31 protein-coding genes are annotated in these 25,605 nt (G+C 43.4%); all 31 read left to right on the top strand.

The genetic code is table 11. From position 1 onward, the window contains the following. Positions 1-3: 3 nt before the first annotated feature. Positions 4-4,281 carry a DNA-directed RNA polymerase subunit beta' gene (gene rpoC / locus HMPREF9441_RS16710; RefSeq protein WP_008623167.1) on the top strand — a complete coding sequence of 1,426 codons (4,278 nt, stop codon included), beginning with the start codon at positions 4-6 and terminating at the stop codon, positions 4,279-4,281. A 257-nt stretch (positions 4,282-4,538) separates the two neighbouring features. Then, positions 4,539-6,281 carry a hypothetical protein gene (locus HMPREF9441_RS16705; protein ID WP_244949825.1) on the top strand — a complete coding sequence of 581 codons (1,743 nt, stop codon included), beginning with the start codon at positions 4,539-4,541 and terminating at the stop codon, positions 6,279-6,281. Continuing rightward, positions 6,278-7,336, top strand: coding sequence for a hypothetical protein (locus tag HMPREF9441_RS16700; RefSeq protein ID WP_008623161.1), 1,059 nt, complete (start codon positions 6,278-6,280; stop codon positions 7,334-7,336). Before HMPREF9441_RS16705 ends, HMPREF9441_RS16700 begins: the two co-directional genes overlap by 4 nt. Beyond that, on the top strand, positions 7,333-9,324 hold the full coding sequence (locus tag HMPREF9441_RS16695; RefSeq protein WP_009392360.1) for a hypothetical protein: 1,992 nt from the start codon (positions 7,333-7,335) through the stop codon (positions 9,322-9,324). Before HMPREF9441_RS16700 ends, HMPREF9441_RS16695 begins: the two co-directional genes overlap by 4 nt. 1,121 nt (positions 9,325-10,445) lie before the next feature. After that, positions 10,446-10,769 carry a DUF3467 domain-containing protein gene (locus HMPREF9441_RS16680; protein ID WP_008623152.1) on the top strand — a complete coding sequence of 108 codons (324 nt, stop codon included), beginning with the start codon at positions 10,446-10,448 and terminating at the stop codon, positions 10,767-10,769. Between the two features lie 231 nt (positions 10,770-11,000). After that, positions 11,001-11,384, top strand: a complete 384-nt coding sequence (rpsL, locus tag HMPREF9441_RS16675; RefSeq protein ID WP_008623150.1) for a 30S ribosomal protein S12 — start codon at positions 11,001-11,003, stop codon at positions 11,382-11,384. Between the two features lie 125 nt (positions 11,385-11,509). Then, positions 11,510-11,986: a 30S ribosomal protein S7 gene (gene rpsG, locus HMPREF9441_RS16670; RefSeq protein WP_008623148.1), complete on the top strand. Its 477-nt coding sequence runs from the start codon at positions 11,510-11,512 to the stop codon at positions 11,984-11,986. 21 nt (positions 11,987-12,007) lie between these two features. Continuing rightward, positions 12,008-14,125: an elongation factor G gene (gene fusA / locus HMPREF9441_RS16665; protein ID WP_008623147.1), complete on the top strand. Its 2,118-nt coding sequence runs from the start codon at positions 12,008-12,010 to the stop codon at positions 14,123-14,125. A 94-nt stretch (positions 14,126-14,219) separates the two neighbouring features. After that, entirely contained in the window at positions 14,220-14,525 is a 306-nt protein-coding gene (rpsJ, locus tag HMPREF9441_RS16660) for a 30S ribosomal protein S10 (protein WP_008623145.1), read from the top strand. Positions 14,526-14,546: 21 nt separating this feature from the next. Then, positions 14,547-15,164 (top strand): 50S ribosomal protein L3, encoded by a 618-nt coding sequence (gene rplC / locus HMPREF9441_RS16655; protein ID WP_008623143.1) that lies wholly within the window; start codon positions 14,547-14,549, stop codon positions 15,162-15,164. After that, the gene (rplD, locus tag HMPREF9441_RS16650; protein ID WP_008623141.1) at positions 15,164-15,793 is read left to right on the top strand and encodes a 50S ribosomal protein L4; all 630 of its coding nucleotides are present in this window, start codon (positions 15,164-15,166) and stop codon (positions 15,791-15,793) included. Before rplC ends, rplD begins: the two co-directional genes overlap by 1 nt. Before the next feature lie 16 nt (positions 15,794-15,809). Then, a complete protein-coding gene (gene rplW, locus HMPREF9441_RS16645; protein ID WP_008623135.1) occupies positions 15,810-16,100 on the top strand; it encodes a 50S ribosomal protein L23 in 291 nt (96 codons plus the stop codon). Positions 16,101-16,107: 7 nt separating this feature from the next. Further along, positions 16,108-16,935, top strand: a complete 828-nt coding sequence (rplB, locus tag HMPREF9441_RS16640) for a 50S ribosomal protein L2 (RefSeq protein ID WP_008623133.1) — start codon at positions 16,108-16,110, stop codon at positions 16,933-16,935. Between the two features lie 20 nt (positions 16,936-16,955). Then, positions 16,956-17,225 carry a 30S ribosomal protein S19 gene (gene rpsS / locus HMPREF9441_RS16635; protein ID WP_008623131.1) on the top strand — a complete coding sequence of 90 codons (270 nt, stop codon included), beginning with the start codon at positions 16,956-16,958 and terminating at the stop codon, positions 17,223-17,225. A gap of 38 nt (positions 17,226-17,263) precedes the next feature. Continuing rightward, positions 17,264-17,662: a 50S ribosomal protein L22 gene (gene rplV / locus HMPREF9441_RS16630; RefSeq protein ID WP_008623129.1), complete on the top strand. Its 399-nt coding sequence runs from the start codon at positions 17,264-17,266 to the stop codon at positions 17,660-17,662. Between the two features lie 11 nt (positions 17,663-17,673). After that, positions 17,674-18,396, top strand: coding sequence for a 30S ribosomal protein S3 (gene rpsC, locus HMPREF9441_RS16625; RefSeq protein WP_008623126.1), 723 nt, complete (start codon positions 17,674-17,676; stop codon positions 18,394-18,396). An 18-nt stretch (positions 18,397-18,414) separates the two neighbouring features. Continuing rightward, complete coding sequence (gene rplP, locus HMPREF9441_RS16620; protein WP_008623125.1) at positions 18,415-18,840, top strand: 50S ribosomal protein L16; 426 nt, start codon at positions 18,415-18,417, stop codon at positions 18,838-18,840. A 2-nt stretch (positions 18,841-18,842) separates the two neighbouring features. Further along, positions 18,843-19,037: a 50S ribosomal protein L29 gene (gene rpmC / locus HMPREF9441_RS16615; RefSeq protein WP_008623124.1), complete on the top strand. Its 195-nt coding sequence runs from the start codon at positions 18,843-18,845 to the stop codon at positions 19,035-19,037. An 11-nt stretch (positions 19,038-19,048) separates the two neighbouring features. After that, positions 19,049-19,306, top strand: a complete 258-nt coding sequence (rpsQ, locus tag HMPREF9441_RS16610; protein WP_008628166.1) for a 30S ribosomal protein S17 — start codon at positions 19,049-19,051, stop codon at positions 19,304-19,306. A 2-nt stretch (positions 19,307-19,308) separates the two neighbouring features. After that, positions 19,309-19,674, top strand: coding sequence for a 50S ribosomal protein L14 (gene rplN / locus HMPREF9441_RS16605; protein WP_008623122.1), 366 nt, complete (start codon positions 19,309-19,311; stop codon positions 19,672-19,674). Positions 19,675-19,691: 17 nt separating this feature from the next. After that, positions 19,692-20,012 (top strand): 50S ribosomal protein L24, encoded by a 321-nt coding sequence (rplX, locus tag HMPREF9441_RS16600; protein WP_008623121.1) that lies wholly within the window; start codon positions 19,692-19,694, stop codon positions 20,010-20,012. After that, entirely contained in the window at positions 20,012-20,569 is a 558-nt protein-coding gene (gene rplE, locus HMPREF9441_RS16595; protein WP_008623120.1) for a 50S ribosomal protein L5, read from the top strand. The genes rplX and rplE overlap by 1 nt, the downstream gene beginning before the upstream one ends. Positions 20,570-20,575: 6 nt before the next feature. Beyond that, positions 20,576-20,875: a 30S ribosomal protein S14 gene (rpsN, locus tag HMPREF9441_RS16590; protein WP_008623118.1), complete on the top strand. Its 300-nt coding sequence runs from the start codon at positions 20,576-20,578 to the stop codon at positions 20,873-20,875. Between the two features lie 52 nt (positions 20,876-20,927). After that, a complete protein-coding gene (gene rpsH / locus HMPREF9441_RS16585; protein WP_008623116.1) occupies positions 20,928-21,323 on the top strand; it encodes a 30S ribosomal protein S8 in 396 nt (131 codons plus the stop codon). A gap of 14 nt (positions 21,324-21,337) precedes the next feature. Next, positions 21,338-21,910 carry a 50S ribosomal protein L6 gene (gene rplF / locus HMPREF9441_RS16580; protein WP_008623114.1) on the top strand — a complete coding sequence of 191 codons (573 nt, stop codon included), beginning with the start codon at positions 21,338-21,340 and terminating at the stop codon, positions 21,908-21,910. 18 nt (positions 21,911-21,928) lie between these two features. Further along, positions 21,929-22,270, top strand: a complete 342-nt coding sequence (rplR, locus tag HMPREF9441_RS16575; RefSeq protein WP_008623112.1) for a 50S ribosomal protein L18 — start codon at positions 21,929-21,931, stop codon at positions 22,268-22,270. A gap of 6 nt (positions 22,271-22,276) precedes the next feature. Continuing rightward, positions 22,277-22,789 carry a 30S ribosomal protein S5 gene (rpsE, locus tag HMPREF9441_RS16570; RefSeq protein WP_008623110.1) on the top strand — a complete coding sequence of 171 codons (513 nt, stop codon included), beginning with the start codon at positions 22,277-22,279 and terminating at the stop codon, positions 22,787-22,789. A 10-nt stretch (positions 22,790-22,799) separates the two neighbouring features. Next, a complete protein-coding gene (rpmD, locus tag HMPREF9441_RS16565) occupies positions 22,800-22,976 on the top strand; it encodes a 50S ribosomal protein L30 (protein ID WP_008623109.1) in 177 nt (58 codons plus the stop codon). A 25-nt stretch (positions 22,977-23,001) separates the two neighbouring features. After that, positions 23,002-23,448 (top strand): 50S ribosomal protein L15, encoded by a 447-nt coding sequence (rplO, locus tag HMPREF9441_RS16560; protein WP_008623108.1) that lies wholly within the window; start codon positions 23,002-23,004, stop codon positions 23,446-23,448. A 4-nt stretch (positions 23,449-23,452) separates the two neighbouring features. After that, positions 23,453-24,796 (top strand): preprotein translocase subunit SecY, encoded by a 1,344-nt coding sequence (gene secY / locus HMPREF9441_RS16555; protein WP_008623106.1) that lies wholly within the window; start codon positions 23,453-23,455, stop codon positions 24,794-24,796. Between the two features lie 12 nt (positions 24,797-24,808). Further along, positions 24,809-25,603 (top strand): type I methionyl aminopeptidase, encoded by a 795-nt coding sequence (gene map / locus HMPREF9441_RS16550; RefSeq protein ID WP_008623104.1) that lies wholly within the window; start codon positions 24,809-24,811, stop codon positions 25,601-25,603. Positions 25,604-25,605: the final 2 nt, after the last annotated feature.

Raw genomic sequence — 25,605 nt, 5'->3', positions numbered from 1 at the left:
AATATGGCTTTTAGAAAAGAATCTAAAATAAAGAGTAACTTTACGAAGATAACCATCGGATTGGCTTCGCCCGAAGAAATCCTGGAAAATTCGTATGGTGAGGTTTTGAAACCCGAAACCATTAACTATCGTACCTATAAACCCGAACGTGACGGTTTGTTCTGCGAGCGTATTTTTGGTCCGACGAAGGATTATGAATGCCATTGCGGAAAGTATAAACGGATTCGTTATAAGGGTATTGTCTGCGACCGTTGTGGCGTGGAAGTAACAGAAAAGAAGGTACGTCGCGAACGTTCAGGACACATTGCATTGGTGGTGCCTGTGGCTCATATCTGGTATTTTCGTTCGTTACCGAACAAAATCGGTTATCTGTTGGGAATACCGACAAAGAAGCTGGATGCAGTCATTTACTACGAACGTTATATAGTCATTCAGCCGGGCGTGCTGGCCGAAGAAGGAATCGCAGCCAATGACTTGTTGACCGAAGATGAATATTTGGATTATCTGGAGAAACTTCCCAAAGAGAACCAGTATTTGGATGATTCGGATCCTAATAAGTTCATAGCCAAGATGGGTGCAGAGGCCATTTATGACCTTTTGCTCCGTTTGGATTTGGATAAATTGTCATACGAATTGCGTGACAGTGCCAATGCCGATACGGCCCAGCAGCGTAAGACCGAAGCCCTGAAGCGGTTGCAGGTGGTTGAGTCTTTCCGTGCCAGTCGGGGACGCAATAAGCCCGAATGGATGATTATGAAAATCCTTCCGGTGATTCCGCCCGAACTGCGTCCGTTGGTTCCGTTGGATGGCGGCCGTTTTGCCACTTCCGACTTGAACGACTTGTATCGTCGTGTCATTATCCGTAACAACCGTCTGAAGCGACTGATTGAAATCAAAGCTCCCGAGGTGATTTTGCGTAATGAGAAACGTATGTTGCAAGAGGCCGTGGACAGCTTGTTCGACAACTCCCGCAAGTCCAGTGCGGTAAAGACGGATGCCAACCGTCCTTTGAAGTCCCTTTCCGATTCGTTGAAAGGTAAGCAAGGCCGTTTCCGTCAGAACCTGTTGGGTAAGCGTGTGGACTATTCAGCCCGTTCGGTTATCGTTGTAGGACCGGAGTTGAAGATGGGAGAATGTGGTCTGCCTAAATTGATGGCCGCAGAACTTTATAAGCCGTTCATCATCCGTAAGCTTATAGAACGCGGTATCGTGAAGACCGTGAAGTCTGCCAAGAAGATTGTAGACCGCAAGGAGCCTGTGATTTGGGATATTTTGGAATACGTGATGAAAGGACACCCGGTGTTGTTGAACCGTGCTCCGACATTGCACCGCTTGGGTATCCAGGCTTTCCAACCCAAGATGATAGAAGGTAAGGCTATCCAGTTGCATCCGTTGGCTTGTACGGCGTTCAATGCCGACTTCGACGGTGACCAGATGGCTGTGCATTTGCCTTTGAGCAACGAAGCGATTCTGGAAGCTCAGATTCTGATGTTGCAGTCTCATAATATCCTGAATCCGGCAAACGGTGCGCCGATTACGGTGCCTTCTCAGGATATGGTGTTGGGCTTGTACTATATTACCAAGCTCCGTCCCGGTTCTAAGGGCGAAGGTTTGACATTCTATGGTCCCGAAGAGGCTATCATTGCTTACAATGAGAAGCGTGTAGACATTCATGCGCCTATTAAAGTTGTGGTAAAGGACCTGAATGCGAATGGCGAGCTGGAAAAGAAGATGGTGGAAACGTCCGTAGGCCGTGTGATTGTCAACGAAATCATACCGGAAGAAGTCGGTTATTTCAATGACATCATTTCCAAAAAGACTTTGCGCGGCATCATCACCGACGTGATCAAGACGGTAGGTGTGGCTCGTGCCTGCGAATTCCTGGACGGTATCAAGAATCTGGGTTATCGTATGGCATACGTGGGCGGTTTGTCGTTCAACTTGGGTGATATTATCATTCCGGAAGAAAAAGAGGAACTGGTTCGTCGCGGAAACGAAGAAGTGGAACGCATTGCCAATGATTATGGTATGGGTTTCATCACGGACAACGAACGTTATAACCAGGTCATCGATACTTGGACACACGTCAACAATGACCTTTCCAAGGTCTTGATGAAGACCATGAAAGAAGCCGACCAGGGTTTCAATGCCGTATATATGATGTTGGATTCCGGAGCCCGTGGTTCTGCCGGACAGATCAGCCAGCTTTCCGGTATGCGTGGTTTGATGGCCAAGCCCCAGAAAGCCGGAGCCGAAGGTGCCCAGATTATCGAAAACCCGATTCTTTCCAACTTCAAGGAAGGCATGAGCGTGTTGGAGTACTTCATTTCTACCCACGGTGCCCGTAAGGGTTTGGCCGATACGGCCTTGAAGACAGCCGATGCCGGTTACTTGACGCGTCGTCTTGTAGACGTATCCCACGACGTGATTATCACGGAAGAGGATTGCGGTACGTTGCGCGGTCTGGTATGTACGGCTTTGAAGAACGGCGATGAAGTCATTTCTTCACTTTACGAACGTATTCTAGGACGTGTGTCCGTGCATGATATTATCAATCCTACGACGGGTAAGTTGATTGTTTCCGCCGGGGAGGAAATCACGGAAGACAAGGCACAGGAAATCGAAGACTCTCCGATCGAGAGTGTGGAAATCCGTTCCGTATTGACTTGCGAGAGCCGTAAGGGAGTCTGCATGAAGTGCTATGGCCGCAACTTGGCTACGAGCCGGATGGTACAGAAAGGCGAGGCGGTCGGCGTGATTGCCGCCCAGTCCATCGGTGAGCCGGGTACACAGTTGACGTTGCGTACGTTCCATGCCGGTGGTGTGGCTTCGAATGCGGCAGCCAATGCATCTATCGTCGCGAAGTACGATTCGAAGGTAGAGTTCGAAGAGTTGCGTACGGTAGATATTACCGATGAGACCGGAAATGCAGCCAAGATGGTGGTAGGACGTTTGGCCGAGGTCCGCTTCGTCGACGTGAATACCGATATTGTCCTCTTCACGCAAAATGTGCCTTACGGTTCTACTTTGTATGTGAACGAAGGAGATAAAGTAGAGAAAGGCAAGCTGATAGCCAAGTGGGATCCGTTTAACGCGGTTATCGTGACGGAAACTCCGGGTAAGATTCAGTTTGAAGACGTGATAGAAGGTGTGACTTATCGTGTGGAAGCCGATGAGACGACGGGTCTGCGCGAGATGATCATCATAGAGTCAAAAGACAGGACGAAGGTTCCTTCGGCTCATATCTTGGACGAGAACGGAGAGCTGATTCGTACGTATAACTTCCCCATCGGCGGACACTTGGCTATTGAGGATAAGCAGATTGTCAAAGCCGGAGACGTATTGGTGAAGATTCCGCGTGCCGTAGGTAAAGCCGGCGACATCACGGGAGGTCTTCCGCGTGTGACCGAGTTGTTCGAAGCGCGTAATCCGTCTAATCCCGCTGTCGTTTCGGAAATCGACGGTGAGATCACGATGGGTAAACTGAAACGCGGTAACCGTGAGATTATCGTCACTTCCAAGTTGGGTGAAGTGAAGAAGTATCTCGTACCGTTGTCCAAGCAGATTCTGGTACAAGAGAACGACTACGTACGTGCCGGAACTCCACTATCAGACGGTGCCACTACGCCAGCCGACATTTTGGCCATTAAAGGTCCTACGGCGGTGCAGGAATATATCGTGAACGAGATACAGGACGTGTACCGTTTGCAAGGTGTGAAGATTAACGACAAGCACTTTGAGGTGATTGTCCGTCAGATGATGCGTAAGGTGCAGATTGACGAACCGGGCGACACTCGATTCTTGGAGCAGCAGATTGTGGACAAGCTCGATTTCGCGGAAGAGAACGACCGCATTTGGGGCAAGAAAGTCGTGGTGGATGCCGGTGACTCGGAAACGATGCAAAAAGGTATGATTGTGACGGCCCGTAAGTTGCGTGACGAGAATTCTACGTTGAAACGTAAGGATTTGAAGTTGGTGCAGGTACGTGACGCCATGCCGGCCACCTCAATCCAGATTCTGCAAGGTATTACCCGTGCGGCATTACAGACTTCGAGCTTCATGTCGGCAGCTTCCTTCCAGGAAACGACGAAGGTGCTGAATGACGCGGCCATCAATGGAAAGACCGATAAACTCGAAGGTATGAAGGAGAACGTCATCTGTGGTCATCTGATACCGGCAGGTACGGGACTTCGTGAGTTCGGCAAGATTGTCGTAGGCTGCAAGGAGGAGTACGACCGCCTGATGGCCAATCGTAAGTCTATCCTTGATTTGGATGAGTAAAATAGACTGCTTTTAGCCAGTAGTAAGAAAAAGCCGTTCCGGAATTTCCGGAGCGGCTTTTTCTTGTTTTCGATAAGGTGGATTCGAAACCAAATAGTTCTTTAAGGTATAAGGTAGTAAGTCGGAATCATCTATATTATCCCAAATGTCTGTTTTAATAAAAAGCGAGTAATATTGTATATTTTTGAAAATATTTTGCAGTATACTGAAAAATACATATCTTTACCATGTCGAATATTAAACTAAATTATAGTGTTATGAACAATGTCTTAAAAATGATGTTTGGTTGTTTAATGCTCCTTTTTTCAACGGAGGCATGGCCACAGGATTTTGAAACTTTAATTTTTGCTGAAAAATTCAGGGCAAACGAATCTGCTTCGATTGCTCAAACCATACCGTCCAAGGAAAAACGTTTGAGTAGCAGTCAAAGAGGTGTGATAGACATAGATATAAAGGATGCCAGTATACCGGATTCTGTAAAAATCTGCGCTAATGTTGCGGCTACACTTTGGCAACCTTACTTGAACAACAAGTTTCCAATTAAAATCAAGGTGTTTTATGAAGATTTGGATACAGATGATGATATGCGGGTAGAAGTGATTTATTATCCGGAAGAAAATGTATACTACCCGAAAAGTTTGTATGCTCAACTGTACGATAAGGAAATGAATGATGAAAACACTCCTGTAGATGCTTTGATTTATATCAACAAACGTAAACCTTGGGATTGCAGTTACAATACAAGTATCAATGCATCCACACGAAGCATGACCTACGCATTGATGCGTGCTATCGCTGTCTCATTAGGATTCGGGTCAAGTGTGACCCAGAAAACCATACGCGGAAAAGATATAATTGCGTTTAGCGAAAATGAAGGCTGTTCTATCTTTGATGAATTCATCTTTTCATCCCAAGGGAAGTACCTGAAAGATATCTCTAATATAGGAAATCGGGAGAATCCAGAATTGACAGCATTTGTCCAGCCAGAACAAGGAACGTACTTGTATGCATTAAAGCAGGATGACAGGCACAAATTGTATGCTCCGGAAAAGTTTGAAATCTACAAATCATTGATTTACTTGGATAATTCGGAATCACTAATGCACTATGATTTGAAAACGGGAACCAAGCCATTTACTGTTGATGCTACCACAGTGGAACTTTTAAATGCTATAGGATGGGGATTGGATACTCCCAAAACTGTAGAAATTGTGGGGCAGGGAATAGACGATACGGGTATGGCTTCTGCCTATGAGGGGCACAGTTTTTCTCTCAAAAAAACGTCTGGAGGAATAATCTCGGAAGCGCAATGGTGTTATACCTTGTCTCTGCCTAACGGGAAAGATACAATCATCTCCCAGGCTGTAAATACACTGTCTTTTCAAATCGGGGCTGTGGACGATGAAAGTAAATATTTGGTCAATGTGGATGGGGATATTCCCGGAAAAATCATGTTCACAGGTTTGCTTGATGGGAAAAAGGTGGAAGATGTATTTTACTTGTCGTTGGGATTAAAACCTCAGATCAGAGCTGTGAACATCATTAAAAAAGAAAGTAGTACCTTGTTAGACTATTATAATTTAGTTTTTAATGTGGAGTATTCGGGGGCAGAGATGTTATATGTTTGTACAGAAGAAGAGTATAATCCAGAGGTGCGACGAAGATTTGTGTATGAGCCATTTATGGCACATGTCTTTATCCCCAATATCATATCGTTTAATTATGCTTGGATTGATATTGAGGCTGAAAATAAATACGGGAAAGAGTTATACACAATAGAATTGCCTCCATTTGTGGAATACGCAAGGACGAGGACTTCATTAAATCAACCTGAGATACAAAACAAATATGCTTATATAGAAGTATACGATGACCATGGAAGGTATATAAGAAATATTCTCCAACTGAATGAACTTCGGATGCAAGAAAGGGGATTGTACATTCTTAAGTTCTATACAGAGAAAGGATGTGTTAAAACCACCAAATATTTGAAACCATGAAACGTACCATGATATTAATAATCATGCTTTGTTGCCTTTTGCAGCAAAACATGCCTCAGAAAATTTCTTCTATTATTACCTTGCAAGACGGACGTAAGGTTACGGACGGATATGCTTTTTTGGATGGGGATACATGTACTTTCCATGTTGATGGCAATGAACAAAAGTATGATTGGAGTTTCGCACTTTATAAGGTGCACCGGGAAGAACATCTTATATTTCCGGATGAGTCTCCAGTTTTAGTAGAGGCTTTACATTCTGAAGAAAGCGCAAAAACGTTTAGCATATATCCTGAGTTAATCAATTGGCGTTATGCTTATAATTTTTACGGGGAGGACGGGGATTCTTCTGTTTATTTTAAGGGTATGGTTTATTTATGGAATGAACAAGAGAAAGTGGACAGTATGAATGTTCATTTTAATTTGTTGCCCTCACGTGCTAAGATCATTGGAGCAACATTCACGTATACCAAATATGATTGGGAATATGATGATTTCTTTCCCAATGCCGAATTTAGCATCTCTTTCCGTCCAGAAAGAAGTGACGGGTGCTATATTATAACGGGAGATCCCTTTTATTTTGAATTTCCATCAACCCAATCATATTTTCATAGTATGTGGGAGGCCGCAGTTAAAGTCAGTGACGGTGAATGGAGTGTGAAAACAAATTTGGTTGATTGGGGGCAGTTTTATTGCATTAACGTATTTAACAAGTATGGCGTAGTAGCCTGCGATACCCTTTGCTCCACCAATTATATCCAAGACCTAGGCATTTTATCTCGCTTGGCAGAGTTGGAAAAAGAAGCATCCGCTATTTTTACCATCTCACATGATACAAGGCAAATCCGTATCGTGTTTAGAAACCATTGTGTGGGAATAGAAGGTGACCGTTCGCAGGTGCAAGAACTTTCTGTCTATACACATGGAGGAATATTAGTAAAAAAACAAAGTGGAGGCGAAGACATGGAACTATCCGATTTGGTCAAAGGATGTTATGTAGTATCTTGCCGAACCACGGAAAACAAAGTAATAACAACTAAAATTCAGAAGCAATGAAAAGATTTATTGTTTTGTGTTCCTGCCTGTCAGCAGGATGGATGGCGTACGGCCAAAACTTGGACGAAGTGTATTCCTATGGTTTTGATGAGTACATAGAGAAGTGTTTAGACTTACCAGTGGTACGTGAAATATCCGGTGGAACCGTGTTCCGGGTAAAGTATGAAGGCAACTGGACGAATGAGATGAAAGGTGCTTTTGAGTACGCCTGTAAAATATGGGAAGAACAACTACCTACTTCATTGCCCTTTGACATAACGGCAAAAATTGGAAATATCCGAGCTTCTGGAGGGCAGAAACCATTATCTAAAATGGAAATAGGCTCGTATCAATGGGAAGACCAATATGGACATTTGTACACTTGCCTTCCCACACAGGTGAAATATGTAGTGTTTTCTGAGTACATGAGAGGATATCAGGAGCGTTTCATTTATGACGTGGATAGTGCATTTTTCACCAAACCTGATTTTGAAATCACTTATAATGAGGACATGTTAGATGAGTTCTCGTTTTCATTGTATTCTACTCCGGTAAATAAATATGATTTTGTAACTGTAGCTCTACGGGATATTGCCAGAGGGTTAGGCTTTTATTGGAAGTTTCCGGCCAACGTCGTGAACAAGACGCTTACAGTGGATGAAAGTAGATGTACTCCTTTTGAGCAAGCGGTAAATAGGCATTTATCATCTGACCCATTTGATGCGTATAAGGATGCGACTCAAGGACAAATTCATTTAGGAAATAACATGTTGTTATATGCTCCTCCGGTGTGGCAAAACGGAATTTCATTAAATACGTTTGTGGCAAAATCTAATTATAAAATAACAGAGCTATTGTCTTACAACTTTGGAAAGGGTAGTGTAATACGTGATATCTCGGACGATTATTCTGATCTATTAGAAAATTTTTTGGATTGGAACATGTCCGACTATCCAACAGGAGATGGGGTAAACCAAAATAGTTCGGTGCCTGCTTCTACAAGCAATCTAATTGAATACAATGGGGTGTTGGATTTGACTGATGCTATAAATACATTACAAGAACAAAATGGAACTTCTACTATTGCGGAAAGTGTGAACATCCCGTATAATATGACATCATTTAGTATAAATGATTATTGCGAGCCATACGACCATAATTATCGTCCGGGAGGATTTTTGACACGCGAAGGGGTTAGTGTTGCTCTGCTGAAAAAAGACGGTACGTGGGATATAATAAGTCAGATTATACCTCCTATACCCACAGATCTAAAAATAGAATTAGACAAATTAAATATAAATGATGACGCCAATGACTATGCACGTACTTGTGACGGGTATTTACGGTGTAGAATTAACCGATGCAATTTAAATATTATTCATGTTGGGAACGGCTATAAGGAGCTTCGCTTAATGAAAACACGTTATTATGTGTTGGACTACCTGCCACAACGTACGGAACTGAAGTTTTCTGGCATTATGCCTGCTGTGTCCACCCATGTATCAGCCAATGAATACATGAGAGACATCAAAATAGGAATAAAGAACTTGGAAGGTACAGAGCGTATCCTTGTGGAACAATTGGATGAAGGCGACCGTGTACCGAGCGTATTTGAGGTCAATGACTTCAAAAAAGGATATTTTGTGGCAACGGTAGATAAGGAATTTTATTCGAAATTTACCATCATAGCTTATAACAAGAACGGTAGTGTAAGAAGTGAGACATTAGAGATAGCTCCGTTGGAACCTACAGAATCGAATTTTGAGGTGCAGATGTTCCGAGATGAAATCCAGATTAAGGATACACGTAGTCGCAGTAAGTCCAAGCATTTGTTAGTTTCGTATGAGATACTGCCTTTAGACGGTTACATGCTTCGTCCCTTATTGAAAGGAAAAGTAGAGAGTCCGTCTCCCATTATACAAATCGGTTCTTTGAGGAAGGGTACATACGTCTTGAACTATTATGATATTAGAGGACAGAAATATTCTGCAAAATTCCAGAGGCAATAAATAATTGTATTTGTCCGCCATTTAGTGAAGCTCGTATGAATTTCATATTATAACAACGAGAGCTGTATTTTTTCAGATTACAGCTCTTGTTGCAGATATGTTTTGGTTATGATTTGCTCCGATTGCCTATATAAGATATTATTGTATTCGGGATGAGAGGGAGTGCACCGAAGGGTAAGCAGTTTTATAACTCCTTTTTCAGATGTTTTTTTCGAAGTATGACATTCAGGCAGTGATGTCGTTGAGTATTACAACAATTCTACATGCTGCGAGTTTTATGTGTCGATGAAAGGTATCATGCCGGAAAGGCGATGTATTTCTTATGAATGAGTGTAGGGAGCCACCGGGGGAGAGATACGCCAGAATGTCAAAAAGTAAGTTTCTCCCCGTGAGAATCGTCCATTTGGGGACGAGTGGGGCCATGGAGGAAAATAAACGATTCTCATCGGTTTTGCGGTTTCCTGTTTGCAAGGGAATGGGGGCTTAGGTTGCCTTTTTGCCGGAAGGCCGGTCGGCTTGGGCGCATGGTGTATCGTTCCGGTAAAGCGCAAGGGCGTTTCCGGGAGCTTTTTGATAGTTGCCAAATGTATGTCGAAACGTCCGTTCTGGCTCTTGGCAGGCCGTTCTCAGTCCATCTTTTCCCATTTTTGGGACGTTTTTGGGCTTTTTCCCACACTGCTTTTCCTCATTCTGCGCCAGATGATTTTTCGCTTTCAGCCGAATGATTTTTCGTTTGGCTGTGAACGATTTGCATATATGCGTGAAATATTCGTTTGTTCAGTGTATTTTTGGATATTTATTCATGAAAACCTCTCTAAATGATTGCTACTGGTTTTTTAATATTTGTCGTATTGTTCCCTTTTACTTGCTTGTAGCATAAGAAAACGTACTTTTAGCTTTTATTTTGTCAGGTGAAAAGGCTCCCGAGAATGCTTTGGGGGAAGTGATAGTATTACGGGCTTTCTGTACAATGGGATATATGGGGCAAAACACGATGGCCTTGATATGGCAGTTGGAGAATTGGCATGGCTTTTTTAGTCCGCATATTGTCGTTACGGGAGAAAATGCCTATATTTGTGCCTATATATAAATAGGTATATGAAATATAAATTCTAACGATTATGAGTAATGAAGAAAAACCGCAGCAGGAAGGTATGCTGCAAATAGAGATTAGTCCGGAAGTAGCTCAGGGAACATACGCAAACTTGGCCATGATTGCGCACTCCACGTCCGAGGTGATTATAGACTTCGTGTGCATGATGCCGGGATTGCCTAAAGCTAATGTGAAATCCCGTATCGTCATGGCTCCGGAGCATGCCAAACGTTTGCTTTATGCCTTGCAGGACAATATTAATAAGTACGAACACAACTTCGGAGAAATAGATATGCATCAGGGCGGACCTCGTACGGTGGCTCCGTTCAAAATCAATAAAGGGGAGGCTTAGTCCTCCTTCTTTTTTTGCCTTGAATCCGTAAAAAACACTTTTTCGGTGAAAAATAAGTTAAAATACTATGCCGTAGGAGGCTTTGTATGGGGGCTAACCTTTAAATAAGAGGAAAACACATTGTGTATTGGAATAAAATTCGTAACTTTGCGGCCTGAAAGCCCTTAATGTGGACTTTTACGAATTTGCATCATATAAATAACAATATATATAATTTAAAAAACAAAGACAATGCCTACTATTCAACAATTGGTAAGAAAAGGTAGAACAGTGTTGGTAGAAAAGAGCAAATCACCGGCGTTGGACAACTGTCCTCAGCGTCGCGGTGTTTGTGTCCGTGTGTACACTACCACACCGAAGAAACCTAATTCAGCGATGCGTAAGGTCGCTCGTGTGCGTTTGACTAACATGAAGGAAGTGAACTCTTACATTCCGGGTGAAGGTCATAACTTGCAGGAACACTCTATCGTATTGGTACGTGGCGGTCGTGTGAGAGACCTCCCGGGTGTTCGTTACCACATCGTACGTGGTACTTTGGATACGGCCGGTGTGGCTAACCGCACGCAGCGTCGTTCCAAGTATGGTGCAAAGCGTCCTAAAGCTGGTAAGAAGTAAATCATTTGATTGTAAAGAATCTATTATTTATTAGTTTTGGTTTGTTGAGCTAAAGGTTGAGTAAATGCTCCGGAGGGAGGGTTGAAGATTATCGAAGTACAGCCAAACTGAAAAAACTTTTTGAAATGAGAAAAGCAAAACCAAAAAAACGTGTGATCCTTCCGGATCCTGTCTTTAACGATGTTAAAGTTTCTAAGTTTGTAAACCATTTGATGTATGATGGCAAGAAGAATCTCTCGTATGAGATTTTCTATGCAGCACTTGAAACCGTGAAGGCTAAAATGGCCAACGAAGAGAAAAGTGCATTGGAGATTTGGAAAGCCGCTTTGGATAATGTGACTCCGCAGGTGGAGGTGAAGTCTCGCCGTGTCGGTGGTGCTACATTCCAGGTGCCGACGGAAATCCGTCCTGAGCGTAAGGAGTCTGTTTCAATGAAGAATTTGATTCTTTTTGCCCGTAAGCGTGGCGGAAAGACCATGGCAGACAAATTGGCCGCAGAAATCATGGATGCTTACAATGAACAGGGTGGTGCTTTCAAGCGTAAGGAAGATATGCACCGTATGGCCGAGGCTAACCGTGCATTCGCACACTTTAGATTCTAATTTTTATTAAAGTAGCTAACAATGGCAAAGCAAGATTTACATTTGACCCGTAATATCGGTATCATGGCTCATATTGATGCCGGTAAGACAACGACTTCAGAGCGTATTCTTTTCTATACCGGTCTTACGCATAAGATCGGAGAGGTGCACGATGGTGCTGCTACGATGGACTGGATGGCTCAGGAGCAGGAGCGCGGTATTACTATTACTTCGGCTGCTACGACAACTCGTTGGAAATGGAATGGTCAAACCTATAAAATTAACTTGATCGATACTCCGGGACACGTGGACTTTACTGCAGAGGTAGAACGTTCGTTGCGTGTGTTGGATGGTGCCGTGGCTGCATACTGTGCTGTAGGTGGTGTTGAACCGCAGTCTGAAACGGTATGGCGTCAGGCTGACAAGTATAATGTACCGCGTATGGGGTATGTCAACAAGATGGACCGTTCTGGTGCTGACTTCTTTGAGGTTGTACGCCAGATGAAGGACGTTTTGGGTGCTAATCCTTGTCCGGTTGTGATTCCTATCGGTGCGGAGGAAAACTTCAAAGGGGTAGTCGATTTGATTAAGATGAAGGCTATCTTGTGGCACGACGAGACGATGGGAGCGGATTACTCCGTAGAGGAAATCCCCGCAGACTTGCAGGCTGAAGCAGAAGAGTGGAGAGATAAGATGTTGGAGAAAGTGGCTGAGTTCGACGATGAGCTGATGAACAAGTACTTCGACGATCCTTCCACAATTACCGAAGAGGAAATTCTCCGGGCTTTGCGTGCCGCAACCGTAGCGATGGAAGTGACTCCTATGCTTTGCGGTTCTTCGTTCAAGAACAAGGGCGTACAGACGTTGTTGGATTATGTTTGTGCTTTCTTGCCTTCCCCGTTGGATACGCCGAATGTTGTAGGTACAAATCCGGATACAGGTGCTGAAGAAGATCGCAAGCCGTCGGACGAGGAAAAGACTTCGGCTTTGGCGTTTAAGATTGCCACCGACCCGTATGTAGGCCGTCTGACATTTATCCGTGTTTATTCGGGTAAGGTAGAGGCCGGTTCATATATTTATAATTCTCGTTCCGGTAAGAAAGAGCGTGTTTCACGTTTGTTCCAGATGCATTCAAATCATCAGAATCCGGTTGAAGTTATCGGTGCCGGTGATATCGGTGCCGGTGTCGGTTTCAAGGATATCCGTACGGGTGATACTTTGTGCGATGAGGATGCTCCTATCGTATTGGAGTCTATGGACTTCCCGGATCCGGTTATCGGTATTGCGGTAGAGCCGAAAACGCAGAAAGACTTGGACAAGCTGTCTAACGGTTTGGCAAAGTTGGCCGAAGAAGATCCTACATTCACTGTGAAGACTGACGAGCAGACTGGCCAGACGGTAATTTCCGGTATGGGTGAGTTGCATTTGGATATTATTATCGACCGTTTGAAACGTGAGTTTAAGGTAGAGTGTAACCAAGGTAAACCTCAGGTGAATTACAAGGAGGCTATCACTAAGACAGTCAACTTGCGTGAGGTGTACAAGAAACAGTCCGGAGGTCGTGGTAAGTTTGCCGATATTATCGTAAACGTAGGTCCGGTAGATGAGGACTACAAAGAAGGCGGCTTGCAGTTCGAGAACAAGGTGACTGGCGGTAATATTCCTAAGGAATTCATTCCTTCCGTACAGAAAGGTTTCGAGAGTGCGATGAAGAATGGTATTTTGGGTGGTTTCCCGATGGACAGCTTGAAAGTAGAATTGCTCGATGGTTCGTTCCACCCGGTTGACTCAGACCAGTTGTCTTTCGAAATCTGTGCATTACAGGCTTATAAGAGTGCTTGTGCTCAGGCTAAGCCCGTATTGATGGAGCCTATTATGAAACTGGAGGTTGTGACTCCGGAAGAAAATATGGGTGATGTGATTGGTGACTTGAACAAGCGTCGTGGTCAGGTTGAAGGTATGGATACCAGCCGTAGTGGTGCCCGTATCGTGAAGGCAATGGTACCGTTGGCAGAAATGTTCGGTTACGTGACTGCTTTGCGTACGATCACTTCCGGCCGGGCTACGTCTTCTATGACGTATGACCACCATGCTCCTGTGTCAAGTTCTATCGCTAAGGCAGTACTTGAGGAAATCAAAGGACGTACCGATTTGGTATAAAAAACAATAAACTGGATGGAAGGTGCCGGTTAGCGAATGACTCTTAATCGGTATACCTTCTTTCCTTTTCATTAATCATCAAATTAATAAAACAATGAGTCAGAAAATCAGAATTAAACTGAAATCTTACGACCACAACTTGGTAGACAAGTCGGCTGAGAAGATTGTGAAGACAGTGAAAGTGACAGGTGCGATTGTGAGCGGTCCGATACCTCTCCCTACGCACAAGCGTATTTTTACGGTGAACCGTTCGACTTTCGTTAATAAGAAGTCTCGTGAACAGTTCGAGTTGTCTTCTTACAAGAGATTGATTGATATCTACAGTTCTACTGCTAAGACTGTGGATGCGTTGATGAAGCTTGAATTGCCAAGCGGTGTAGAAGTAGAAATTAAAGTTTAGTACTATTAAAAATTAACTGAAATGCCAGGATTATTAGGAAAGAAAATCGGAATGACATCCGTATTCAGTGCCGATGGTAAGAATGTTCCATGCACTGTTATCGAAGCTGGTCCTTGTGTAGTAACTCAGATTAAGAGTGTGGAAAAAGACGGTTATGCTGCTGTTCAGCTTGGTTTCCAGGAAGCTAAGGAGAAGAATACGACAGCTCCTCTTATGGGACACTTCAAGAAGGCAGGTACTACTCCCAAGAGACACTTGGCCGAGTTCACAGGTTTCGAACAAGAGTTGAATTTAGGTGACACCGTTACGGTAGACATGTTTGAAGGAACCGTTTACGTAGATGTAATCGGAACTTCAAAAGGTAAAGGCTTCCAGGGTGTAGTTAAGCGTCATGGTTTCGGTGGTGTAGGTCAGACTACTCATGGTCAGCACAACCGTGCCCGTAAGCCCGGTTCTATCGGTGCTTGTTCTTATCCCGCTAAAGTTTTCAAAGGCTTGCGTATGGGCGGTCAAATGGGTAACGAGCGTGTAACTGCACAAAATTTGCAAGTATTAAAAGTAATTCCGGAACACAATCTGCTCCTTATTAAAGGTTCGGTGCCCGGTTACAAAGGTTCAATCGTAATAATTGAAAAGTAATGGAAGTTAGTGTATTAAATATCAAGGGTGAAGATACCGGAAGAAAAGTTCTTCTGAATGATTCTATCTTCAATATCGAGCCTAATGACCATGTGATTTATCTTGACGTAAAGCAGTATTTGGCTAACCAGCGTCAGGGTACGGCTAAGTCGAAGGAAAGAAGTGAAGTGAGCGGTTCTACCCGTAAGTTAGGTCGCCAGAAAGGTGGTGGCGGTGCCCGTCGCGGTGATATCAACTCTCCCGTATTGGTAGGTGGTGGTCGTGTATTCGGTCCTAAGCCTCGTGATTACGGTTTCAAATTGAATAAGAAGGTTAAGGTTTTGGCTCGTAAGTCGGCTCTGTCTTACAAGGCGAAAGAGAATGCAATTGTGGTGGTTGAGGACTTTACTATGGAAGCTCCGAAGACTAAGCAATTTGTAGAAATTATAAATAATCTTAAAGTTGATGGCAAGAAAGCCTTGTTCGTTTTACCGGGTGCAAATAAAAACGTATATTTGTCAGCTCGTAACATCGAACGTGTTAATGTTATGACTGCGGCTGCGCTGAATACTTATAAGGTATTGAACGCAGACGTTATGGTTGTGACTGAAAACTCGCTTAAAGTTGTCGACGAAATCTTAACCAAATAAGGAATAGAGAACCATTATGGGATATATTATTAAACCGTTGGTCACTGAGAAGATGACCGCAATTACAGAGAAGCAGAATAAATTCGGCTTCATTGTTCGTCCTGAGGCTAATAAATTAGAAATTAGGAAAGAAGTCGAAGCTTTGTACAATGTTACTGTAGTAGCGGTGAATACTTGTAGATATGCAGGTAAATCCAAGAGCCGTTACACCAAGTCTGGTCTTATTCAGGGTCGTACGAATGCTTACAAAAAGGCAATTGTGACTTTGAAGGAAGGCGAAACTATTGATTTTTACAGCAATATTTAAATAAAAGATGGCAGTACGTAAATTTAAGCCCACAACACCAGGGCAGAGACACAAGATTATTGGTACTTTTGAAGAGATTACTGCATCGGTACCAGAAAAGTCTCTTGTATATGGCAAACGTTCAACAGGTGGTCGTAACAATGTCGGTAAGATGACAATGCGCTATTTGGGCGGCGGTCACAAGAGAAAGTTCCGTTTGATTGATTTCAAGAGAGAGAAAGATGGTGTTCCAGCTGTAGTGAAGACGATTGAATACGATCCGAACCGTTCGGCTCGTATTGCTTTGTTGTTTTACGCAGATGGTGAAAAACGTTATATTATTGCTCCTAACGGCTTGCAAGTAGGCAGCACGTTGATGTCTGGAAAGGATGCAGCGCCTGAGATTGGTAATGCACTTCCTTTGGAGAACATCCCGGTCGGTACCGTAATTCACAATATCGAATTGCGTCCCGGTCAAGGTGCCTTGCTCGTTCGCTCTGCCGGTAATTTTGCACAGTTGACTTCTCGTGAGGGACGTTATTGTGTCATCAAGTTGCCTTCAGGTGAGACTCGTCAGATTCTTAGTGCTTGTAAGGCTACTGTCGGTAGCGTAGGTAACTCAGATCATGCGTTGGAAAGTTCTGGTAAAGCCGGACGCTCTCGTTGGTTGGGTCGCCGTCCTCATAACCGTGGTGTGGTTATGAACCCGGTTGATCACCCGATGGGTGGTGGTGAAGGCCGTCAGTCCGGAGGACACCCGCGTTCACGCAAGGGATTGTATGCTAAGGGCTTGAAGACAAGAGCTCCGAAAAAGCAGTCCAACAAGTATATTATCGAAAGATGTAATAAGAAGTAACAAGTAAATCTGAGTAAATTATGAGTCGTTCATTAAAAAAAGGTCCATACATCGAAGTAAAGCTCGAAAAGAAAGTTCTCGCAATGAATGAGAGCGGTAAGAAGAGCGTGGTAAAGACTTGGGCCAGAGCTTCAATGATATCTCCTGATTTTGTAGGTCATACAATTGCAGTTCACAACGGAAATAAGTTTATTCCTGTTTACGTTACTGAGAATATGGTTGGACACAAGTTGGGTGAGTTTGCCCCTACGCGTAAGTTCGGTGGCCATGCTGGTAACAAGAAGAAGTAAGCAGGTTGATTATTTGAAATAATAAAGTAATTATATAAATGGGAGCAAGAAAGAAAATTGCGGCTGAAAAAAGAAAAGAAGCCCTCAAAACCCAGTATTTTGCTAAGTTGCAGAATGTGCCTTCCTCTCCGCGCAAGATGAGATATGTGGTGGATATGATTCGCGGCATGGAGGTGAACAGAGCACTTGGTACTTTGAAGTTCTCTTCAAAGGCTGCTTCTGCCGATGTAGAGAAGTTATTGCGCTCTGCTATTGCAAACTGGGAACAAAAGAACGAACGTAAGGCCGAAGACGGTGAATTGTTCGTGACAAAGATTTATGTTGACGGTGGCGCTACGTTAAAGAGAATGAGACCGGCTCCACAAGGTAGAGGTTATAGAATTCGCAAACGTTCAAATCACGTGACTTTGTTCGTAGGCACTAAAACTAATGATTAATTAAAAGTGGTATGGGACAGAAAGTAAATCCGATAAGCAACCGATTAGGTATTATTAGAGGTTGGGATTCTAACTGGTACGGTGGCAAGGACTTTGGTGATTCTTTGTTGGAGGACAGCAAGATTCGTAAGTACTTGAACGCTCGTTTGGCTCAGGCTAGCGTATCTAGAATCGTTATTGAACGTACGCTGAAACTCGTGACGATTACAGTTTGTACTGCGCGTCCGGGATTGATCATTGGTAAAGGTGGCCAGGAAGTTGACAAGTTGAAGGAGGAGTTGAAGAAGATTACGGATAAGGATATCCAAATCAATATCTTCGAGATTAAGAAGCCCGAACTTGATGCTGTGATTGTGGCTAATAACATCGCCCGTCAGGTAGAAGGTAAGATTGCTTATCGTCGTGCTATCAAAATGGCTATTGCCAATACGATGAGAAGTGGTGCTGAGGGTATCAAAATATTGATATCAGGCCGTCTGAATGGTGCTGAAATGGCGCGTTCTGAGATGTATAAGGAAGGACGTACTCCGTTGCACACCTTCCGTGCGGATATAGATTATTGCCAGGCTGAAGCCTTGACGAAAGTCGGTTTGTTGGGCATTAAGGTATGGATCTGCCGCGGTGAGGTGTATGGCAAACGTGATTTGGCTCCGAATTTTGCTCAGACGAAAGAGAATAGCCGTGGTGGCAACGGTGGCAAGAACTTCCGTAAGAAGAAGAACATTAATCGTTAAATTTGAATTTTAGGAATTATGTTACAACCGAAAAGAACAAAATATAGAAGACCGCAGAAGGGCCGTTGCAAAGGTAATGCTCAGCGCGGTAACCAATTGGCTTTCGGAACGTTCGGTATTAAGTCTCTCGAAACACACTGGATTACCGGTCGTCAGATAGAGGCTGCCCGTATTGCTGTGACCCGTTACATGCAGCGTGAAGGTCAGATTTGGATTCGTATCTTCCCTGATAAGCCTGTAACGAAGAAGCCGGCTGATGTACGTATGGGTAAAGGAAAGGGTGACCCCGTGGGATATGTATTCCCTATTACTCCGGGACGTATTATTTTTGAGGTGGAAGGTGTCTCTTATGAGATTGCAAAGGAGGCTTTGCGTCTTGCTGCGCAGAAACTTCCGGTTACAACTAAGTTTATTGTTAGACGTGATTACGATAAAAACGCTTGATTATGAAGATTGCAGAAATTAGAGAATTAGCGACCAATGAATTGGCTGAGCGTATTCAGACAGAAGAAGCGAATTACACTCAGATGCTGTTAAACCATTCTGTCTCTCCGTTGGAGAATCCTGCACAGATTAAGGCTGCACGTCGTAATATTGCCCGTATGAAGACCGTATTGCGTCAGAGAGAACTTAACAAATAATAATGGTCCACATGGAAGCTAGAAATTTAAGAAAGACAAGAACAGGTGTTGTAATCAGCGACAAAATGGATAAGACCATTGTTGTAGCTGCTAAGTTTAAAGAGAAACACCCGATTTATGGTAAGTTCGTTTCCAAGACGAAGAAATACCATGCTCATGACGAGAAGAATGACTGTCACGTTGGTGATACTGTGTTGATTATGGAGACTCGTCCTTTGAGCAAGACGAAGACTTGGAGAGTTGTAGAAATCGTAGAAAGAGCTAAGTAATTATGATACAAGCAGAATCTAGATTAGTTGTTGCAGATAATAGCGGTGCTCGTGAAGCTCTTTGTATCCGCGTTTTAGGCGGAACGAGAAGACGTTATGCTTCTGTAGGTGATGTGATTGTTGTCTCTGTCAAGAGCGTCATTCCGTCAAGTGATATTAAAAAAGGTGCAGTATCAAAGGCTTTGATTGTACGTACTAAAAAGGAGATCCGTCGTGCTGACGGTTCGTATATCCGTTTTGATGATAATGCCTGCGTTCTTCTGAATAACGCTGGTGAATTGAGAGGAAGTCGTATTTTCGGCCCGGTTGCCCGTGAGTTGCGTGCTGCAAACATGAAAGTCGTTTCTTTGGCACCTGAAGTACTTTAATTTTAAGAAATAAAGTAATGAGTAAGTTACATATTAAAAAAGGCGATACAGTTTACGTAAATGCCGGTGAAGACAAAGGCCGGACTGGTAAGGTGTTGAAGGTGTTTGTGGATAAACGCCGTGCCATCGTAGAAGGTCTGAATATGGTTTCTAAGAGCCAGAAGCCGAGCGCAAAGAATCCTCAGGGAGGTATTGTAAAGCAAGAGGCTCCTATTCATATTTCAAACTTGAACGTTGTGGACCCGAAGACTGGCAAACCGACGCGTATTGGTAGAAAATTAAATGCTGACGGAAAGTTGGTTCGTTATGCTAAAAAATCAGGAGAGGAGATTAAGTAATGGGAAATACTGCGAGCCTTAAAAAAGAATATGCAGAGCGTATTGCTCCTGCTTTGATGAAACAGTTCAATTATACTTCTGCTATGCAGATTCCGGTACTCAAGAAGATTGTGATCAATCAGGGATTGGGTATGGCTACTGCCGATAAGAAAATCATTGATGTGGCTATTAATGAAATTTCGGCTATCACAGGCCAGAAAGCAGTGGCTACTGTTTCAAAGAAAGACGTTGCAAACTTCAAATTGCGTAAAAAGATGCCAATCGGTGTAATGGTGACATTGCGTCGTGAAAGAATGTATGAGTTCTTGGAGAAGTTGATTCGTGTGGCTTTGCCTCGTATCCGTGACTTCAAAGGTATCGAAAGCAAGTTTGACGGTCGTGGAAACTATACTTTGGGTGTTCAGGAACAGATTATCTTCCCGGAAATCAATATCGATTCGATTGATAGAATTCTTGGTATGAACATTACGTTCGTAACTACTGCTAAGACTGACGAAGAAGGTTATGCCTTGCTCAAAGAGTTTGGTCTGCCTTTTAAAAATGCTAAAAACGATTAATACAATATGGCAAAAGAATCAATGAAGGCTCGTGAAGTTAAGAGAGCCAAGATGGTAGCTAAGTATGCCGAGAAGCGTGCCGCTTTGAAGAAAATCGTGAATACAGGTGATCCCGTTGAAGCTTTTGAGGCAGCTCAGAAGTTGCAGCGGATTCCGAAGAATGCAAATCCTATTCGTTTGCACAACCGTTGTAAGTTGACGGGACGTCCGAAAGGTTATATGCGTCAATTCGGAATATCACGTATCCAATTCCGCGAGATGGCTTCAAGTGGTTTGATTCCGGGCGTAAAAAAGTCAAGCTGGTAATTTATTATTTAATATTGTCGGGAGAGTCCCGATTAATTAATTCTTATATAAAATGACAGATCCAATAGCAGATTATTTGACGCGTTTGAGAAACGCCATTCAAGCTAAACACAGAGTGGTTGAAGTTCCTGCGTCGAATTTGAAAAAGGAAATCACCAAGATCCTTTTTGAGAAGGGCTATATCTTGAACTATAAGTTCGTTGAAGATGGTCCTCAAGGTACAATCAAGGTAGCACTGAAGTATGATTCAGTGAACAAGGTCAACGCAATTAAGAAGTTGATCCGTGTATCTACACCGGGTATGCGTAAGTATACCGGTTATAAGGATATGCCGAGAGTAATTAACGGATTGGGTATTGCTATCATATCTACATCTAAAGGTGTAATGACTGACAAGGAAGCTTCTGACCTGAAGATTGGTGGTGAAGTACTTTGTTATGTATATTAATTGGAGGATATAATATGTCTAGAATAGGAAAATTACCGATTAGCATTCCTGCAGGCGTTACAGTATCTGTGAATGATGAGAATGTGGTTTCTGTAAAGGGACCGAAAGGAGAGATGAGTCAGGCTGTACATCCTTCAATCAAAGTTGAGATTGTTGATTCTGAGATTGTTTTTACCATTGATGAGCAGAATGATTCTGTGGAAATGAAGCAGAAGCAAGCTTTCCACGGTTTGTATCGTTCTTTGGTTCATAATATGGTTGTAGGTGTTTCAGAAGGTTATGTGAAGAAGTTGGAACTTGTGGGTGTGGGTTTCCGTGCCAGCAATCAGGGCAACTTGATTGAGTTTGCATTGGGGTACACGCACAATATCTTCCTTCAGTTGCCGAAAGAAATCAAAGTAGAGACAAAATCTGAGAGAAATCAGAATCCTCTTATCATATTGGAGTCTTGCGACAAGCAATTGTTGGGACAAGTTTGTGCTAAAATTCGTTCTTTCCGTATGCCTGAACCATATAAAGGAAAAGGTGTTTTGTTCGTTGGCGAGCAGATTCGTAGAAAGTCTGGTAAGTCAGCTGGTGCTAAGTAATTTTAAAACAGTAAGATTATGATAACGAAATTAGAAAGACGAATCAAAATCAAGTATAGAGTACGCAATAAGATTTCAGGTACTACTGAACGTCCGCGTATGTCAGTGTTTAGAAGTAACAAGCAAATCTATGTTCAGATAATTAACGATACGACCGGAACTACTTTGGTAGCGGCTTCTTCTTTGGGTATGGAAACGATGCCGAAGAAAGAACAAGCTGCAAAAGTAGGGGAGTTGATTGCTAAAAAGGCTTTGGAAGCAGGTATTACTACTGTTGTTTTCGATCGTAACGGTTACTTGTATCACGGTAGAGTGAAAGAAGTTGCAGACGCTGCACGTAACGGTGGACTTAAATTTTAAAGGATTATGGCAATTAATAGAGTAAAGATAAGCAGTGATATCGAATTAAAAGACAGATTGGTTGCTATCAATCGTGTTACCAAGGTAACCAAGGGTGGTAGAACGTTTACTTTCGCTGCCATTGTTGTAGTTGGTAATGGTAATGGTATCATTGGTTGGGGACTTGGTAAGGCTGGAGAAGTAACAGCAGCTATTGCCAAAGGCGTGGAAGCAGCCAAGAAGAATCTGGTGAAAGTTCCCGTTTTGAATGGTACTGTGCCTCACGAGCAGGAAGCAAAGTTCGGTGGTGCTGAAGTATTCATCAAGCCTGCATCAACCGGAACGGGTGTGGTAGCAGGTGGTGCCATGCGTGCAGTGTGCGAGAGCGTGGGTATAACGGACTGTCTGGCTAAGTCTAAGGGGTCGTCTAATCCTCACAATTTGGTGAAAGCTACGATTTTGGCCTTGGCTGAAATGCGTGATGCCAAGATGATTGCACAGAACCGTGGTGTGAATTTGGATAAAGTATTTAGAGGATAAGGAGGTTTTTATGGCAACTATAAAAGTGAAGCAAATCAAAAGTAGAATTGGTGCTCCGAAAGACCAGAAAAGAACACTTGATACTTTGGGATTGAGAAAAATCAATCAGGTAGTTGAAGTAGAAGACACTCCCTCAACTCGCGGTATGGTTCAGAAATTGCACCATCTGGTAATCGTCGTAGATTAATTATTTACTATTAAACTGATACGAAATGAAATTAAATACTTTAAAACCAGCTTGTGGTTCGGTTAAGACTCGTAAAAGAGTAGGGCGTGGTGCCGGTTCCGGTTTAGGTGGCACTTCAACCCGCGGTCACAAGGGTGCGAAGGCTAGATCTGGTTATAAGAAGAAGATCGGTTTCGAAGGTGGTCAGATGCCTTTGCAACGTCGCTTGCCGAAATTCGGTTTCAAGAACATCAATAGAGTGGAGTATAAGGCTGTAAACCTTGATGCTATCCAGGCTTTGGCTACTGCTAAGAATTTGGAGAAAATCACTTTGGCTGATATCGTAGCTGCCGGTTTGGCTTCTGCCAAGCAGTTGGTTAAGATTTTGGGTAATGGTCAGCTTACTTCTAAAGTTGATGTAGAAGCGAACGCATTCTCTAAGAGTGCAGAAGCAGCTATCAAGGCTGCCGGTGGTAACGCTACAAAACTTTGATTCGATGAAGAAGTTAATAGAAACCTTTAAGAACATATGGATGATTGAGGATCTTAGACAAAGGATCCTCATCACCATTCTGTTTATTGCAATCTATCGTTTGGGGTCGTTTGTGGTCCTGCCGGGAATTGACCCATCTCAACTGACAGCGTTGCGTACGCAGACGGAAGCTGGATTGATGTCTTTGCTGAATATGTTCTCTGGAGGTGCATTTTCTAACGCATCTATTTTTGCGTTGGGAATCATGCCTTATATTTCTGCGTCCATTGTGATACAGTTGTTAGGCATTGCGGTTCCCGCTTTTCAGAAGATGCAGCGTGAAGGTGAGAGCGGCCGGCGTAAGATGAACCAGTACACGCGTTATTTGACCATACTTATCCTGTTAGTGCAAGCTCCTGCATATTTGACAAACCTGAAGATGCAGTCTGCCGGAGCATTGAGTCCTGCTATTAGTTGGACTACTTTCATGATCACTTCGACGATTATTCTGGCAGCCGGTAGTATGTTTATTCTCTGGTTAGGTGAGCGTATTACAGACAAGGGTATTGGTAATGGCGTGTCATTAATCATCATGATTGGTATTATTGCCCGTCTGCCGGAGGCATTTGGTCAGGAGTTCGTTGCACGTTTGAATAATTTGAGTGGTGGTGGTCTTTTGATGTTCATCGTAGAGGTAGTGATACTTCTATTTGTCGTTTGCGCAGCAATATTGTTGGTGCAAGGTACGAGAAAGATTCCGGTGCAATATGCTAAGCGTGTAGTCGGTGGCCAGCAATTCGGTGGAGCCCGTCAGTACATTCCTTTGAAGCTTTTTGCTGCGAATGTGATGCCGATAATCTTTGCTCAGGCTTTGATGTTCATCCCTATTACGCTGATTGGTTTCACGTCTGTTGACCAGGCTACTCCGTTTATGCAAATGATGGTAGACCATACGAGTGTATTGTATAATGTGATTTTTGCTTTGCTAATCATTGCATTTACATATTTCTATACTGCCATCACGTTGAATCCTACGCAGATGGCGGAGGATATGAAGCGTAATAATGGTTTTATTCCTGGTATTAAGCCGGGTAAGGCTACGGCCGAATACATAGACCAGATTATGTCGCGTATCACTTTGCCGGGTTCGTTGGCCTTGGCAATCATAGCTTGTATGCCTGCGTTTGCCGGATTGTTGAATGTGAAGGCGGAGTTTGCACAGTTTTTCGGAGGAACCTCCCTGCTTATTTTGGTAGGTGTGGTTTTGGATACTTTGCAGCAGATAGAAAGCCATTTGTTGATGAGACACTATGATGGCTTGTTGAGTTCGGGGCGAATTCACGGTCGTTCAGGTATGTCTGCTTATTAAGTTTTATCTGATATGATATTTCTTAAGACAGAGGATGAAATAGAGTTGATGCGGGCTGCTAACCTGTTAGTGGCTGACACGTTGACCGAGATTGCTAAGAATATCCGCCCTGGGGTAACAACAAAACAGTTGGATGCCTTGGCCGAGGAGTTCATTAGGGATCATGGGGCGATGCCTACCTTTAAGGGTTTTCCAAACCCTTATGGAGGACCGTTTCCGGCATCAATTTGCACATCTGTCAATGACGAGGTGGTGCATGGTGTCCCGAATGACAGGCCGCTTGAAGAGGGAGACATTGTCTCTGTCGATTGTGGTACTTTGTTGGACGGATATAATGGTGATTCTTGTTATACCTTTTGTGTAGGGGAAGTTTCCGAAGAAGTCAAGAGACTTCTGAAAGTAACGAAAGAATCTCTTTATTTGGGAATCGAGGCAGCTTTGGCCGGAAAGAGAATCGGTGATATCGGTTGTGCCGTGCAAAATCATTGTGAATCCAATGGCTATGGAGTGGTCAGAGAGTTTGTCGGGCATGGTATCGGGAAAGAGATGCATGAAGAACCGGCAGTTCCCAATTACGGCAGAAGAGGTAATGGCACGTTAATCAAGAATGGTTTGTGCATTGCTATCGAGCCCATGATCACTTTAGGATCTCCCAAAATAGGGATGATGCCAGACCGTTGGACAATCAAAACTTGTGATGGCAAGTGTGCGGCACATTTCGAGCATACGATAGCCATTCATCACGGGAAGGCTGATATTTTATCTTCGTTTGAAGGAATAGAAAGAATAGAAGGAAAATTATATTAAGT

The sequence above is a fragment of the Paraprevotella clara YIT 11840 genome, assembly GCF_000233955.1.
Classification (GTDB): Bacteria; Bacteroidota; Bacteroidia; order Bacteroidales; family Bacteroidaceae; genus Paraprevotella; species Paraprevotella clara.
This window is presented reverse-complemented; position numbering and strand designations above follow the sequence as displayed.